Origin of the sequence: Flavobacterium zhoui (assembly GCF_042787235.1) — a bacterium.
Lineage (GTDB): Bacteria > Bacteroidota > Bacteroidia > Flavobacteriales > Flavobacteriaceae > Flavobacterium > Flavobacterium zhoui.
In genome coordinates this window covers 111,860-126,172 of sequence record NZ_JBHZPY010000012.1, presented here as the reverse complement: position 1 = coordinate 126,172, position 14,313 = coordinate 111,860, and the positions used below count along the sequence as shown (strand labels likewise).

At 34.6% G+C, this 14,313-nt stretch carries 15 protein-coding genes; 3 read left to right on the top strand and 12 right to left on the bottom strand.

Annotated features, from left to right (window positions below; all coding sequences use genetic code 11):
* Window positions 1–2: 2 nt before the first annotated feature.
* From ACFX5F_RS13460 to ACFX5F_RS13405, 12 genes are all read right to left on the bottom strand, one after another.
* The gene (locus tag ACFX5F_RS13460) at window positions 3–638 is read right to left on the bottom strand and encodes a TerB family tellurite resistance protein (protein WP_379852523.1); all 636 of its coding nucleotides are present in this window, start codon (window positions 636–638) and stop codon (window positions 3–5) included.
* Complete coding sequence (locus ACFX5F_RS13455) at window positions 635–1,264, bottom strand: hypothetical protein (RefSeq protein WP_379852522.1); 630 nt, start codon at window positions 1,262–1,264, stop codon at window positions 635–637. Before ACFX5F_RS13455 ends, ACFX5F_RS13460 begins: the two co-directional genes overlap by 4 nt.
* A 12-nt stretch (window positions 1,265–1,276) precedes the next feature.
* Complete coding sequence (locus ACFX5F_RS13450; protein WP_379852521.1) at window positions 1,277–1,969, bottom strand: conjugal transfer protein TraI; 693 nt, start codon at window positions 1,967–1,969, stop codon at window positions 1,277–1,279.
* A gap of 55 nt (window positions 1,970–2,024) precedes the next feature.
* On the bottom strand, window positions 2,025–4,496 hold the full coding sequence (locus tag ACFX5F_RS13445) for a TraG family conjugative transposon ATPase (RefSeq protein WP_379852520.1): 2,472 nt from the start codon (window positions 4,494–4,496) through the stop codon (window positions 2,025–2,027).
* A gap of 39 nt (window positions 4,497–4,535) precedes the next feature.
* The gene (locus ACFX5F_RS13440) at window positions 4,536–4,853 is read right to left on the bottom strand and encodes a DUF4133 domain-containing protein (protein WP_379852519.1); all 318 of its coding nucleotides are present in this window, start codon (window positions 4,851–4,853) and stop codon (window positions 4,536–4,538) included.
* A gap of 57 nt (window positions 4,854–4,910) precedes the next feature.
* Complete coding sequence (locus tag ACFX5F_RS13435) at window positions 4,911–5,249, bottom strand: DUF4134 domain-containing protein (protein WP_379852518.1); 339 nt, start codon at window positions 5,247–5,249, stop codon at window positions 4,911–4,913.
* A gap of 138 nt (window positions 5,250–5,387) precedes the next feature.
* Window positions 5,388–5,855 (bottom strand): hypothetical protein, encoded by a 468-nt coding sequence (locus ACFX5F_RS13430; protein WP_379852517.1) that lies wholly within the window; start codon window positions 5,853–5,855, stop codon window positions 5,388–5,390.
* 313 nt (window positions 5,856–6,168) lie between these two features.
* Window positions 6,169–6,348 carry a hypothetical protein gene (locus ACFX5F_RS13425; RefSeq protein WP_379852516.1) on the bottom strand — a complete coding sequence of 60 codons (180 nt, stop codon included), beginning with the start codon at window positions 6,346–6,348 and terminating at the stop codon, window positions 6,169–6,171.
* 131 nt (window positions 6,349–6,479) lie between these two features.
* Window positions 6,480–6,719 carry a hypothetical protein gene (locus ACFX5F_RS13420; protein ID WP_379852515.1) on the bottom strand — a complete coding sequence of 80 codons (240 nt, stop codon included), beginning with the start codon at window positions 6,717–6,719 and terminating at the stop codon, window positions 6,480–6,482.
* 32 nt (window positions 6,720–6,751) lie between these two features.
* Complete coding sequence (locus ACFX5F_RS13415) at window positions 6,752–7,957, bottom strand: hypothetical protein (RefSeq protein WP_379852514.1); 1,206 nt, start codon at window positions 7,955–7,957, stop codon at window positions 6,752–6,754.
* A 96-nt stretch (window positions 7,958–8,053) separates the two neighbouring features.
* A complete protein-coding gene (locus tag ACFX5F_RS13410; protein WP_379852513.1) occupies window positions 8,054–8,914 on the bottom strand; it encodes a helix-turn-helix domain-containing protein in 861 nt (286 codons plus the stop codon).
* Between the two features lie 324 nt (window positions 8,915–9,238).
* Window positions 9,239–9,979, bottom strand: a complete 741-nt coding sequence (locus tag ACFX5F_RS13405; RefSeq protein ID WP_379852512.1) for a hypothetical protein — start codon at window positions 9,977–9,979, stop codon at window positions 9,239–9,241.
* A gap of 350 nt (window positions 9,980–10,329) precedes the next feature.
* Here ACFX5F_RS13405 and ACFX5F_RS13400 point away from each other — a divergent pair, with 350 nt between their 5' ends.
* From ACFX5F_RS13400 to ACFX5F_RS13390, 3 genes are all read left to right on the top strand, one after another.
* Complete coding sequence (locus tag ACFX5F_RS13400; RefSeq protein ID WP_379852511.1) at window positions 10,330–12,000, top strand: AraC family transcriptional regulator; 1,671 nt, start codon at window positions 10,330–10,332, stop codon at window positions 11,998–12,000.
* Window positions 12,001–12,328: 328 nt separating this feature from the next.
* Entirely contained in the window at window positions 12,329–13,327 is a 999-nt protein-coding gene (locus tag ACFX5F_RS13395; protein WP_379852510.1) for a type IV toxin-antitoxin system AbiEi family antitoxin, read from the top strand.
* On the top strand, window positions 13,302–14,162 hold the full coding sequence (locus ACFX5F_RS13390) for a hypothetical protein (RefSeq protein WP_379852509.1): 861 nt from the start codon (window positions 13,302–13,304) through the stop codon (window positions 14,160–14,162). Before ACFX5F_RS13395 ends, ACFX5F_RS13390 begins: the two co-directional genes overlap by 26 nt.
* Window positions 14,163–14,313 lie beyond the last annotated feature (151 nt).

The following is a 14,313-nucleotide window of genomic DNA, read 5'->3' as shown; positions in this document are numbered from 1 at the left end:
TTTTAATTATTTACTTTGTAAATGCTGCGCAAAGCATTGACGTCATTGCGTTCTTTAGTTCGCTGGATTGCCAAGACCGAGGTATTGTTATTAAAGTTTCGAAGAAAAGAGAGCTTATCCTGCATGTCAGCATAAACCTTGTCAATAGCGGCAAGTCTTTCATCATCTGACATTCGCAGGGTATTGGCAGAAATGACATTTGTCAACTCATCCAGATTTCTTATGCTCTCTTTGAAGAGTTTGGAATATACCTCTTCGAAATAGGCGATTTCATCCGCATTGAAATTGCCACTATTCCTGAATCGGTTAAATGCAGCTTTATACTCTTTTACTAACAGTACTTGATATTTGATGATATCACCAACTCTCTTATATTTTTGAACCGTTGGACTGACTTGCATCAGCGCATCAAGGAAAGTTTCATGAAGACTAAAGTTCCCTTTCGATAAATCCTTAACAACGTTATAGCCTCCGTTCAGAATCTGATAGCCTTTTTTCATATCGGCAAGAATCTGTTTAAACTGAGCCAGCTTTTCGATATTCAAAACTAATTGCTGCATTTCCTGAGATTGAGCAGCAACACGACATGGAAAAAGTACTCCCAAAATCATAACTATTAAAAGCAGTTTTCTTTTCATGGTACATTCTTGTTTACGCCCTGCAACACACGGCTGGTTTTTACATCCTTAGATTCAGCGTTCCTTGATAAACCCATCATTCTGGTTTGATTACTGAAATTCTCGCAAAAACTATAATTCTCCTGCATACTTTGATACAGTTTATCGATTCGCTCCAGTCGCTCATCATCTTTCATTTCCAGCTTCCCTTGAGTCAATACATTAATAAGCTCATCAACTGCTGTATCACAATCGGTAATCAGTCGATCCAATACTCTTTTAATGTACGCCACTTCACTACCGTGAAACAGATCATTTTGATTTATATGTCTTATTGTACGGTTACAGCTATTCAGAATCTTTACTTGAAGTGCAATAATCTGAACCACTCTGTTATAGTTTTTTATCTGGGGATTAATTAGATTCAAAGAATTAAAATAATCAGCATGAAGATCCAGTTCTCCTCGTTTAAAATCGCTTATTGCGGTCAGCCCTTTTTTTGCTATGGAATATCCCTTTTGAGCATATTCGATATACACTTTAAATGCTGCAATTTGCTTTAGCAGTTCTTCTCTTTGTTTTTCTTGTGCCAGTAGGTTCCCATTTGAAAGTCCCATAAGCATCAGCAACAATACTATCTTTTTCATGACTTTAGTTTTTCAATTGAGAATACCATAGAATTTCTTAACAGCATTCACATCATTAATTGATTTTGCTCTTTGAATGCTTAATTGCATGTTTTGTCTGTTAAAACGAGAAAGGTCATCATAAGTCTCATCAATCTGATCGGCAGCAGTGTTGATAATTTCAAGCCGTTTAGCATCGCTCATTTGCAGTGTGAAAGAATCAATAACTGAAAAAATCTGGTCAATATTTTTCATACTTTCGTTCAGTATGCCGGAGTATACTTTTTGCATGTATGCCAATTCTTCGATCTTGAAGTGATCGTCACGCTGAAATAGTTTCCAGGTTCTTTCGTATTCGGCAACAAGCCTTATTTGCTTTTGGGTGATGTCCCTTATTCGCTGATAATAGGTGATTATGGATTTAACCTTTGCGAGTTCATCATAGTACTCTTTATACAACTCTTTTTGTTTTTGTGTCCAGTTGGAAATTTCATCCAGTTTCACTTTGGAAAGGACATTTTCCAATTGCTTTTGGGCATTCTGCAACCAAATCGTTTTGTTTTGCAAGCGTTGGATTCGCAAATCAATTGCTTTTATGACCATGGCTACCGCATCTTTGATTAATCCAATTATGGGAACAGCTGTAACTGTTGTTGCTGGTCTTGCGGGAATACTGAGGAGCAGTAGACAAAGCAAACCCACCATCATATTTTTCTTCGTTTTCATAGGTAGTAATTTTTAGGTTCGTTTCTCAAGTATTTATAAAGGCTACAACTTTTTACTATCGTTGTTTATCACGCAAATCATTAGCCAATGCCGCGATTCCTTTTTTAATATCACCATCAAACTTTTTGGCATAAGCCTGCACTTTCATTTTTTCAGTTTCTTCTGTAGTGTAAGCCAGATACTCTTCAAGGGATACTTCCGTGCGGTAGACCTTAGAGAGCATTCCTCCCAAGGAAATAAAAACTTCTTTGTATTTTTTATCCGGGTCATTCGCTTTGTTAACCGACAGCACCAATGCTTTTTCTTTCTCTGTAAGTCCCAGTAATTCCTGAATCTGGTCGAATTTGTTTTGGTATTTACTTTGGTCGAGCAATATTTTGCAATCGCTGTTATTGATGATTGCCTGTTTGACCACGGGTGAGGAAATGATATCTTCAACCTCTTGTGTCACCACTATGGCTTCTCCATAAAATTTTCTAACAGTCTTAAATAAATACTTTATGTATTCTGCCATACCCTCCTTAGCAATAGCTTTCCAAGCTTCCTCAATTAATATCATTTTACGAATACCTTTGAGCTTTCGCATCTTACTGATAAAGACCTCCATAATAATGATGGTAACGACCGGAAAAAGAATCGGATGATCCTTAATATTATCCAGTTCGAATACAATAAAACGCTCTTTCATTAACTCTAGATTTTCAGTTGCATTAAGCAGATAATCAAATTCTCCTCCTTTGTAATACGGGCGCAACACATAGAGGAAATTAGTAATATCAAAATCTTTTTCCTTTACCTTATCTGCTTCGAGAACCCTAACAAAATCACCTTTAAGGAAATCGTAAAAACTATCGAAGCAAGGAAAAAGTTCTTTGTCTGATTCGAGTTTTTCATAGTACAGTTGCAAGGCATTGGATAAGGCCACGTATTCACTTCGGTTGAAGGTTTCATCGTCTTTTTTCCACAGCGCCAGCAGTAAGGTTTTAATACTTTCCTTTTTCTCCGTATCCAAAGTATCTCCTTCACTGATATAAAAAGGATTGAACCGGATTGGATTCTTTTCATCGTAGGTGAAATAATAGCCACCTACCATATCGCACAACCCCTTATAGCTATGTCCAACATCTACTATCACAATATGGGTACCTTGCTCATAATAGCTTCTCACCATGTGGTTAGTGAAAAACGATTTTCCACTACCTGAAGGTCCAAGTATAAACTTGTTTCTGTTGGTACAGATACCCATTTTTATCGGTTCATCACTGATATCAACATGTACCGGTTTACCAGTCAAACGGTCACCCAAGCGTATTCCGGTCGGGCTGAGTGAGGAACGATACCCCGTTTCCATATTCAGGAAACAAACCGCCTGCTCCGCAAATGTATCGAAAGTGTCATTCATTGGGAAATCTGCTGCATTACCTGGAACACCAGCCCAATAAATTTGAGCAGCTCCGACGGTTTCCTGCTTGGCTGCCGCATCCATTTGAGCCAAAGCGGATGAAACCTTATTTTTTATATTTTTCAGTTCTTCTTTATCCGTTGTCCATGCCAACACATTAAAATGAGCCTTAACGGGTAAGCGTTGCTGACCGATCGCTTCATTCAGAAAATCATTAGTAGCATCACGTGCAATTAAATTTTCCCTGCTGTAGGCTGATAACGACTGTAAGCGTAATCTTTTACTCTCCAGCTTCTGCAATGTTTTTTGAGCATCCTCAATGAAAATATATTGGTTGTAAATATGATTACACGATAGTAATTGTCCTAAAGTTGATGCGAAGCCGATACTAAATTTGGTCTTGTCTGTTGAGTATTTATCAAAATTGATTCTGGAACCGCAAAGAGCAGGAAGATCCGCTGCATCTCCTAGTGCGTAAATTTGGCAGTGATTATCTCCAACCTGCAAGCCCTCATTGAAAGCGATATCTTTATAAACAAAAGAGTCTTCCTTTTCAGAAAGCGAACAGTAACGCTCAATAATACCAATCTTTCGGCTTTGACTTCTCAGTTCATCATTACCAAGACGGGTCAATTTTACAAAACCGCTGTCTTCTAAAATTCGTCTGAATTGCCCCGTGCTATCGATAAATTCCTGACGCAGGTTTGCTTTTAATGTTTCTTCGGGAACTATTGAATTCCGCAGTAAATTGGAATACAAGGAACTTGATGTTTTTCTGCGGGCTGGTTTTTTAGTCAGTAAAATGTAACACGAATGATCCAAAAAAGGACGTTCATTAAAAAAACGTTCACTGCTGCGGGTCAGGAAACTTGTATCTTCATTAGTAAAATCGGCTTTAAACTTGCTGTCAATAAACCAATCTTGTTTGTGAAACACACTAAACTTTGGAAGTAATTTGATAGCTTTAAGCCAAGCTTGGTGGAACGCTTCATACTCCTGGTCGGACAACGTGAATATTTCCGGCAACTCTGCCTTGAAAACTACGGTAACATCTCCCTGTTTAGAGAGAATACAATCATGTTCCACATCCATAATCGGTAAAATATCATCTATCCTCTTTTCCATCATCGTCACTTTTACCTGTTATAATTTTTTTGACAATTGCTAGTTTTCCATTTTGAAAACCTTTCGGCTCTGAATTCTGACCGCTGTAGGAACTTGTCTTTTCGCTAACGCTTTCATCATGCCATGTTCACCATATTTGTGACTCATTTTATATACTTTCACAACCAGCAAAGTTCCTGAAATGCCAACTACTCCAACGCAAACAAGTGATGGCAACCCAATGAGATACAATGCTGAAAAAAGGAATAGAAGAATTACAACACCACCTCCTAAATACCAGATATATTGCGCTTTGAGACCCTTGAATTCAATGCTCTGATTAATACCTTTATTGATTTGATATACAGTATTTGCCATGATACTAACTCCTTAAATGTCTTGCTTTTTACACCTCAATCTAACCTGCACCTTAATTTAAACTCCAAAGAAAGATTTGATAACTGTCGCTACAACAACTAGAAAAACACAACTTCCAAACCAGGCTGCTGCTACTTTTCCAGTATCAGGATCTCCTGCATTCCATTTTTGATAGACCTTTACAGCACCAATCAGTCCAAGCAAGGCTCCTACTGCATACATAAGCTCTGTCCCTGCATCAAAATAACTTCTTACCTTTTGATTGGCTTCATTAATACCAGCAACCCCGTCTTGAGCATATGTGGTGACATAGCCAACAAACAACAGCAGTACAACTAAAACAGATCGTATTTTTGCTATTGTAAACTTCTTTAATTCCCTCCCTCGATTTTTCATAAGACACCATTTTTAAAGTTTTATTTTAAGTAATAAAAAGCAGAGGAATATCACTGTTACTGAACTCTTTTTCCTGTCACATAAAGCCATACCGCATAAGAGCAAACAGGGATAATTCCTCCGCAATAGAATTTTATTTTATGCATCCCATAACACATCCACTTCCTGTTGCGTTAAATGAATCCGTTCGATTTTATCACATTCAGAAACTATCAGTTCGCAGATTGAAGATCTAAAAGGCGAGTTTTTTACAGTCTGAAATTCATTGAGAACCATACTCAGATAGTACATAAATTCCTTTTTGGGTAGTTTTCTTTGCAATGCATCTGCAACAAGATTTTTCAATTTTTCTACCAAATCCTCTACATCCTGAAACGCTTGGTCGGTATGTGTTTCATTTAAGGACGAAGGAATAGCATTAGGAGTTTCCAGATTATCAGCGTTTGATTGAACTTGAGGAAAACTTCGAATCGGAAACTTTTTTTTCCCGGTTGCAAGATCTTTAAGTTCTGCAAAGTAAAATCGCAATCCTACAAATAAGTACCAACTTGCTGCAAGCAGGACAACTACGAGTGTGTAATCGGCCCATGAAATGTTTGTTAACATACTTTCTCATTTTATCGTTCTACATTAGTTTTTTCAACACGGATAATTGAAAAGTATTTCAAATCCGGGATGTTCATCATTACAGGGCAAAGAAACGATGGAATGCAAAGCTCCACAAGTCCAACTTTTTGTTGTACCCCAGTTGTTCCCTTTGTAACCCCAGCAAAAACAATGGAAAAAAGTGAAAAAAAAAATATAGAAAAATAAAAAAACCTCCAAAAAGGAGGCTTGATAAATAGTATAATTAAAAAAATATAACCGAAAGAGAAAAATTATAGTGGGTAGTTCGCGAATATAAAAATAAGCGTGCTCCTTATTGAAGAATCAATAATTTAACATCTGACTTCTTCATAATCTGCCATCCGTTTTCCATTAACAAAAAATGGGTTTTAGGTTGCTTTATTCTTGTCGAACCTTTTCTCAATAAAGATCCAAAAATAGTATTATTTCGTACTGTACTATATCCAACAATTGCCATTTTTCCGGAATTCAAAATCATGATCTTTTAAAGGTATCAAATTCCTCAACTGCAATCTTTATTTTTTGAACATTAATTTTTTTATCATCTTCATAAGTAGGTAAGAAATTGGGCTTAGCTGCATCTGTAAAGTGTATCAAAGGCTTTCAAATATCCTTTAGCTTTTGGGTACGTTGCACAGTGACCATTCCCTTCTCTTCCAATCCAGAATTTAGCACCTTTCGTGCATGTTCCGGATCACTGCGATAAATATCATAATCTAAAATCCGAGGATACTGATATTCTTTCTTAATGAGTTCGATAGCCGTTTTTTCGTCTAAAGTCTTGTTAGTACAACTAGTTATTGTAATGATTACAACCGTTAAAATACAAGATAATTTTTTCATGTTTGTTACATTGTAAATATATTGCTATTCAATTAATATTCTTTTATCTGCTTTATCATACGTTCTAATGTTTCAATCACGATTTTCTTGTCTCTTTCTTCAGCAACATAAGATTTACTGCGCATCGAATCGTAAGAAAGGTGGACTTTATTAGGCGTTGATAAGAAGGGCACTATTGTTTTAAAGATATGATTCATTGATTTGGCAATGAGAATTTTTAATTCATCAGAGGCACGCAATAGTAACGCTGTCTGATCTGTCGAGAGCTTGCATAAAACTTTGTCGTTCGTATTAGCAATTATAGGTGTTTCATTCCGTTTCTTATCAACATTGACCAGGGGAATAACTGAAAAATGCAGCCTCTTCTCTAGATACATCATTTCATGTTTAAACCAATCGCTTAGTACTGTCTTCAAATCTTGATGATGCGGGTTTAGGATTACCCCATCTTTACTATGAATCTGATTGAATTCTTTAAAATAAAACAAAAGCTTTTCCATCTTGCCAGCGGCATTTTCACAACAATTTATTTGATCTGCCACACTCTTTGTAAAATAGTTGATAAATGTTCGACTATTAAAGTTCATGTAAATTAAAACCTCGATTAATGTAGAACCAACTATATCTTCCCGCTCTGGAACTCTTAACAATTCTAATTCTTTGACCAATTGCTTCCTGTACAATACTTGCCGAAATGTGACCTTTTCATTTGCTTTGGAGTTCACGAAAGAATACAAACTATCAAAAAGTATTACGGTAACCTTTTCATCATTTATAGTAGAAGTTGAGTTGTTTTTCAATTTGTCAATTTTCTTTTTCAATTTCTTTTTGGAAACAACCAGATAGGTAGCAGGTACGCGCATATCTAAACTTAAATAATCCGAGAATCGCGTTTCTATAAAAGATAACAGTTCATCAAAACACAAGATTAATGCTTTCATCACTTGTTTTAAATCGAATCTTTCAAACGCAACATTATGACTTCTTTCGATAACATTATCTAAGAAAATTATTAAGGAAGAGTGATAGTTCCCAACGATAATCTTAATTTGCTTTTCCTTATTAAGAGAAAAAACTTTGATCTTGAATTGGGATTGAATAAATACTGTTTGCTCTATTGTCTTTTCAATAATAGCCTTTGACTGGACTGTTGTTATTTCATTAACGTCAGTTTTGCTAGGATTCAGGGTGAAAGTTACCAGTAAATCTAGCCATTCTAAAAGATAGGTCTGATTCATACTTCTTACTTTTATTTACTAAATAGTACTTTCGACCTATTATCAAAAGCACTCTAATTAATACCTCTAGAATATTTCCAACCTATATTTTACTATTCAATAGATATTTAACCTTAAACGATATTCCGATGGAGACATCGAAGTATATTTTTTGAAAAAATTGCTAAAAAAAGAAATATTGCTAAATTGTAATTCTTCCATTATTTGCAAAATAGTTAAATCTTCGTTTTGAAGTAAGATCTTTGCCTCCAAAATAAGTGCCTCTTCAATAAAAAGTTTGGTCGTTTTTTCAGTTACTTCCTTGACCGTTTTGGTAAGATGCCCCGTAGTAATAAACAAAGCATCAGCATAGAACTTTACATCGTGTTGCGTCTTGCAATTAATTTCCAAAATTCTAAAAAACTGCATGACAATTATTTCTTTTCTGGTATGCCTTATTTTAATAAACCAGGAGTAACTGCTATAAATATTTGCTAATTCATACAATAAGAGATTAAAACTAAAAAGCAATACCTCATTTTTAAAAATATGCTTGTCTGAACTTCTTCTTTTACTATCTATCAATTTAAATAAATCAATTAGTAATACTGCGTCTTTATTTTTAAGAGAAACCTTGGCAGAGGATTTTGTAATAAAAAATTCAAAATATCCGATGGGTGGTCTCCTTATACTATTTTTAAAAATAAATGCTGAGGGAAATGATACTAAGGAAATTCGCAATTGATCGCTCAGGTACAAAATTTCAATAGAAGTCCTTGTAGGAATGACCATAAGTTCATTGGCGCATAGATGAATTTTTGTGTCTTTTATTTGAATATTTAAAGAACCTGAGTTTACGATCAGTATCGAAAAGCAGTCTCCCTTAAATAGTTCATGGAATGAAATTTTAGAGGTCAGCATTTCATCAATATGGACTTCCAAACCTAAAGGACTATATTTTGAATTTTTGTTTATCAAAACGATCTCTTTTTAAGAATTACAAACTGAATGGATGAATTATCCCTTATTTCGGTTCGAATGTCTTGATAGCATTCTTAGAAAAGAATTTGGCCATCAATGTAACTGAAATAAATAATAAATTTGTAGCTGTGGTCCCGAAAAACAGAAATGCCAAATTCTGTGGGTTGCCACTTTTTATCTCGCCATTTGTGAGATAACCAATTATTTCATCGTAGCTCAATAAGTCCACGATGAAATAAAGGCTAACTAGATTGAAGAGGATCAAAAACACTGTAAACACGTGTATTATTTCCTTTTCAATCAATAGGATTCGATGCAGCATCAGTCAGCTACAAGATTGCTTATCATAATCCTTATTATAAGTGATCTACTAATTGCAGTTAATGAATTATCGATAGCACCACTAACTCCTCCAACACGGTTACCAACAGATGTACCCCAATCTTCATCATAAGGCGGCTTTTTATCATAGTAGAGTGAATATCTGGCTATGGAGGATGTGGTGAGGATAATTCTCTTATCCTCAACACTAAATTCAGTATTGGTCATCACGGCGGATTCATACGAAATTATGGATTGATAGATCACTCCATACTCCTCGTTTTCCCATAAAAGTGCAGCGTTCATAAAACTGGAAAGACTAATTTTTGCCGCAGTTGTCATGGACGAATTTGCAATGACCTCATCCAGTTTAGCCTCGGGATTATTTACAATCTCTTGTATCTCTTCAAGATTAACAGGTACGCCTCTTTCCAAATTTAAAAGCGTCAGATCGCTATTCGCAGTTGAGATGGTTTCAATCTGTTCGCTAATTTGCGAAATTGTACTGTACTGATAGTTCCCTGCCAAGTAAGTCTCCAGTAGGTCATTATGCAACTTACCGACGTAGTCATAAACGTTCTCCGGGTTTTCAGGGGACAAGGTTTGTATCAGACGTGCCCCTTTTTCTGATTTCTTGTCGCTGACTTTACTAACACCAGTGTCAGCATTATCAATAGTGTCAGTGGTACAGGAAATAATTAGCAATGGTAAAATCACTAATCCTAATGAAATATTTTTCATGATTAAAATGTGTTAAATGGTACTGAGTACTTTTATTCTTCAGTTCATTTCACCCGGGTAAGCAGAACTTTAATCTGGCACGATGCCAAATGTTTTTGCTTTTGAATTCAAGGCAAAGCTAGAAGTCGAATTTCGACCTTGCAACACAGTGTATATGGATTTCCGGTAATTATGCTGTGGATTTTCTGAAAATCCACACCCTATTTTTTGTTAAAAATTCATCATTATCAATTGTTTAACTTATATTTGAGGTAATTTCTTGCAAAATATCCCAAAGACCTTTTTGTAAAGCATTGCCCTATGCTCAAAATGATTTTGTAGAGAAAAAGTTCCCAATTTTTACTTAACCTATGATTAAAAAATATCTATTTTTATTATTTCTATGCTTAGGATATCAAGCTTATGCACAAGAAAGAGCATTTAAAATTCCCGATACACTTCGAAGTAAAGATTACGATTATTTGTTTGAACGCATAAAAGAATTAGAAGATGGCAGTGCAAAACAATCACTGTATCTTCAATCCTTTTTACATAAAGCTAAATCAGAAAAAAATCCGGAAAAGATCATAGACGGATATAAAAATTATGTTCATCATTCGCCCGAAAATTTAAAACTGGTCTATGCAGACAGTATGATTTATGTTGCAAAAAAATCGAGGGATAATGCCTTGATTGGCTCTGCCCATCTGACAAAGGGAATTGTATATTATGCTCAGAAAAAACATAATTATGCATTAGACAATTTCCTAATAGCAAATAATTTCATTTCTAAAACCAACGATAATTATTTAATTTATAAGGTTAAATATAATATTGCCAATATAAAATACTATCTGAGGTTTTATGATGAAGCTATATCATTATTCCGGGAATGCATTACTTATTTTAAAGATGAAAATGCAAGAGCGTATCTAAATTCACTCCATTTAATGGGGCTTTGCCATAACAAAATAGGTAACTACGGTTTATGTTCAGAAACAAATGAAAAGGGTCTGGCAGAAGGAAAAAGGCTTGATAATAATGAAATGAAATCCTACTTTATTCACTCGGAAGGGATAAATCAATATTTTAAAAACAATTATGCAACGGCTATTAAAAAAATAACCTATTCGCTACCCGTTATAAAAGAGAACGAAGATTTCGCTAATGAATCTGTTGGGTATTTTTATATTGGAAAAAGCTACTGGGCACTTAATAAACCTGAAATGGCCATACCGTATTTCAGAAAAGTAGATGAAATCTTTGATACTAAAAGTTACATTCGTCCTGATCTCCTAGAGAACTACAAATTGATAATAACGTATTATAAGTCTCAAAATAATCTGAAAGCACAACTTCACTACATTGAAAAATTACTTAAAGCGGACCATATTTTAGATACTAAATACGAATATTTATCCGGTAGAATTCGTAAAGAATATGATACTAAAGAAATCATTTCGGAGAGAAACAATATTAAAACTCTTCTTGATAGAAGAAAATACAATGACTTCATTTTTATAGCCGTAATCACTTTTTTATTTTTCTCAATACTTTTCCTTGTCTATAGGCATATTAGAAACAAGAATTTGTACAGACAAAAATTTGAGGAGCTTATGAAAAAAAGCGAGGTCCCTAAAGTTCAAGCCAAAAATGCAAACAAAGGAACTTTAAACATTAATGAGGATACCGTTGCAGCTGTCTTGAAACAATTGGAAAAGTTTGAAAAGGATAAAAAATTTCTCGAAAAAGATATGATGGCAGCCAAGCTCACAGTAGCTTTCGGTTCAAATGCAAAATATCTTTCTAAAATAATTTACCATTACAGAGGGAAAAAATTCACAAAATACATCAATGATCTAAAAATTGATCATATCATTTCATTATTAAAAGAGGATAAAAGAATAAGGAATTATACAAACCTAGCTTTAGCCGAAGAAGCGGGTTTTAGTAGCACACAACGTTTTACTACTGCTTTTTATTCCAAAACGGGAATGCCGACTTCCTATTTTATTGAAGAGCTCCAAAAAGTACAGCCCTGATTGTTGGTTTACAATTTTTTTGCTGAAATTGCACTGACAAAACAAACTAAATCCTTAGAATAAAACACTTGTTTGATTCTTGAAAATCAGAATGGCTCTGATATTCCATAACTGATTCTACATTTATCAATTCCCCTCATAATTTTATAGAATTCTAAAATATTTAAATGCTAATTAATTCTTGTTTAGATACTAATTTTGTTACTGTATCGTATTGAAACCGTAGCCAATTAGTACATTAGCTGTTGTTTGTAAAGATAATAATTGTATATTTGTTCATAAATTATCATTGTTCACGTTTTCGTGAACAATATAAATAAGTGAACAGATGAATGAAAAAGAAATCATACAGCACGCTATAGATAATATCCAAAAGGAAGGTGCTATCAATGTGGAGTGGAAAGAACTCCACAATGACAATGCTATTGATGGTAAACTACTCCTCCAGTTGAATAAACATACCGTAGAACTATATGCTGAAATAAAAAAAGAACTTAGGAACATACATCTTGCTAAAATAGAAGAATTGGCTATTACAAAAAATCCTTTTATTATTGTTGCGCAACGTATATTCCCTAAGATAAAGGAAGAGCTACGGAAGAGAAATATTGCCTACATAGAAGCTAATGGTAATATATTCCTGAATAAAGATGAAATCTATCTCTACATTGATGGTAATACACCTATTGAATTAAAAAATAAAACAACTAATAGAGCCTTTACTAAAACAGGATTAAAAGTGATTTATCAATTTCTAATTAAGGATTGTATCAATAAAACCTATCGCGAAATTGCTGAATTAACTGATACCGGAATTGGCACTTTAAACACCATATTCAATGGTTTAAAAGAGGAAGGTTTTCTAATACAGCTAACCAAGAATGAACTCCAGATGGAGAACAGGAAAAAATTATTAGATAGATGGGTAATGGAATATGAAAAACGCCTTAAGCCAACATTAGCGATAGGAACATTTCGTTTCCTCAATAAAGACGATTTTTATAACTGGAAAGCTATTCCCCTTAAAAAGGGTAAAACAATCTGGAGCGGAGAACCGGCAGGAGATCTTCTGACCAATTATTTACGTCCAGAGGAACTTACCCTATATACCAACGAAGAAAGAAGCGATTTAATGAAAAATTACCGTCTCGTTCCGGACTTAGAAGGCAATATTAAAGTATTTAAACAGTTTTGGATAAACGAACAAGAAAACACAAAAACCGTACACCCACTCCTAGCCTATGCCGATTTAATGAATAAAGGAGACCGCAGATGTACAGAAACCGCACAAAAAATTTACGATGGGTATTTACAAGATCAGTTTTAAACAATTACAACAACAACCTCATATTTCAGAAATGCTTACGGCATTAGAAAAAGGACTGAATAAATATGGAATAGATTTTTACCTCGTAGGCGCTGTGGCACGAGATGTTTGGATGACGGCCATAAATGATATACCACCCAGCAGAGTTACCGGAGACATCGATTTTGCCGTTTTTATAAATGACAAAAACACCTATGCTGATCTCAGAGAATATCTCATCAACGTAGAAGGATTCATCCCTTACAAAGGCAATGGCTTTGTACTTAAATGGAAAAATATCATACAAATAGATTTAATGCCTTTTGGGGAAATTGAAGCTAAACCTTCTAATATAACAGTTGAAGGAACAGGACTTACCAGTCTCAATATGCCTGGTTTCAAAGAAATCTATGATTCCGGTCTTCCGGAAGCGGAGCTAGAAGAAAAACACCGCTTTAAATTTTGCACCTTACCCGGTATTGTACTGCTCAAATTACTTGCTTTTCAAGAACGTCCCGAAATAAGACGCGACGATATCAAAGACATTAGCAAAATCCTGAAGCATTTTTTTGATATGTATGCGGATGAAATATATGAAAAACACAATGATCTTTTTGGAGATAAAGATATCAACCTAAATTGGATTGCTGCAAGAGTTTTAGGAAGAGATATGAGTAAAATTGCTCAATTAAACGAAGATCTTTTTATCAGGATAAAAAAGATATTAAAGAAAAACACTATTGATATTCATTCCAGTGATATCGCCAAAATTATGGCAGAGTTTTTTCAAAACACGATCGAAGAGAATGTAAAACTGTTGGAACAGGTAAAAATTGGGTATTTAGAAAACTCATAGCTTATAAAACTACAATCGAATAACACCCTCAAGTCGCTTATAGCCAACATAATTCGTCTATATTGAATTACATGCCACAGCTACTCCTAAAAAGTGAGAATTTTAACAGCAAATTAGTTATATCTAATAAGCAAACTTTTTATTTTTACAT

Coding starts and splice junctions, on each gene's coding strand:
- ACFX5F_RS13460 (WP_379852523.1), bottom strand. CDS start 638: ATGAAAAGAAAACTGCTTTTAATAGTTATGATTTTGGGAGTACTTTTT.
- ACFX5F_RS13455 (WP_379852522.1), bottom strand. CDS start 1,264: ATGAAAAAGATAGTATTGTTGCTGATGCTTATGGGACTTTCAAATGGG.
- ACFX5F_RS13450 (WP_379852521.1), bottom strand. CDS start 1,969: ATGAAAACGAAGAAAAATATGATGGTGGGTTTGCTTTGTCTACTGCTC.
- ACFX5F_RS13445 (WP_379852520.1), bottom strand. CDS start 4,496: ATGGAAAAGAGGATAGATGATATTTTACCGATTATGGATGTGGAACAT.
- ACFX5F_RS13440 (WP_379852519.1), bottom strand. CDS start 4,853: ATGGCAAATACTGTATATCAAATCAATAAAGGTATTAATCAGAGCATT.
- ACFX5F_RS13435 (WP_379852518.1), bottom strand. CDS start 5,249: ATGAAAAATCGAGGGAGGGAATTAAAGAAGTTTACAATAGCAAAAATA.
- ACFX5F_RS13430 (WP_379852517.1), bottom strand. CDS start 5,855: ATGTTAACAAACATTTCATGGGCCGATTACACACTCGTAGTTGTCCTG.
- ACFX5F_RS13420 (WP_379852515.1), bottom strand. CDS start 6,719: ATGAAAAAATTATCTTGTATTTTAACGGTTGTAATCATTACAATAACT.
- ACFX5F_RS13415 (WP_379852514.1), bottom strand. CDS start 7,957: ATGAATCAGACCTATCTTTTAGAATGGCTAGATTTACTGGTAACTTTC.
- ACFX5F_RS13405 (WP_379852512.1), bottom strand. CDS start 9,979: ATGAAAAATATTTCATTAGGATTAGTGATTTTACCATTGCTAATTATT.
- ACFX5F_RS13400 (WP_379852511.1), top strand. CDS start 10,330: ATGATTAAAAAATATCTATTTTTATTATTTCTATGCTTAGGATATCAA.
- ACFX5F_RS13395 (WP_379852510.1), top strand. CDS start 12,329: ATGAATGAAAAAGAAATCATACAGCACGCTATAGATAATATCCAAAAG.
- ACFX5F_RS13390 (WP_379852509.1), top strand. CDS start 13,302: ATGGGTATTTACAAGATCAGTTTTAAACAATTACAACAACAACCTCAT.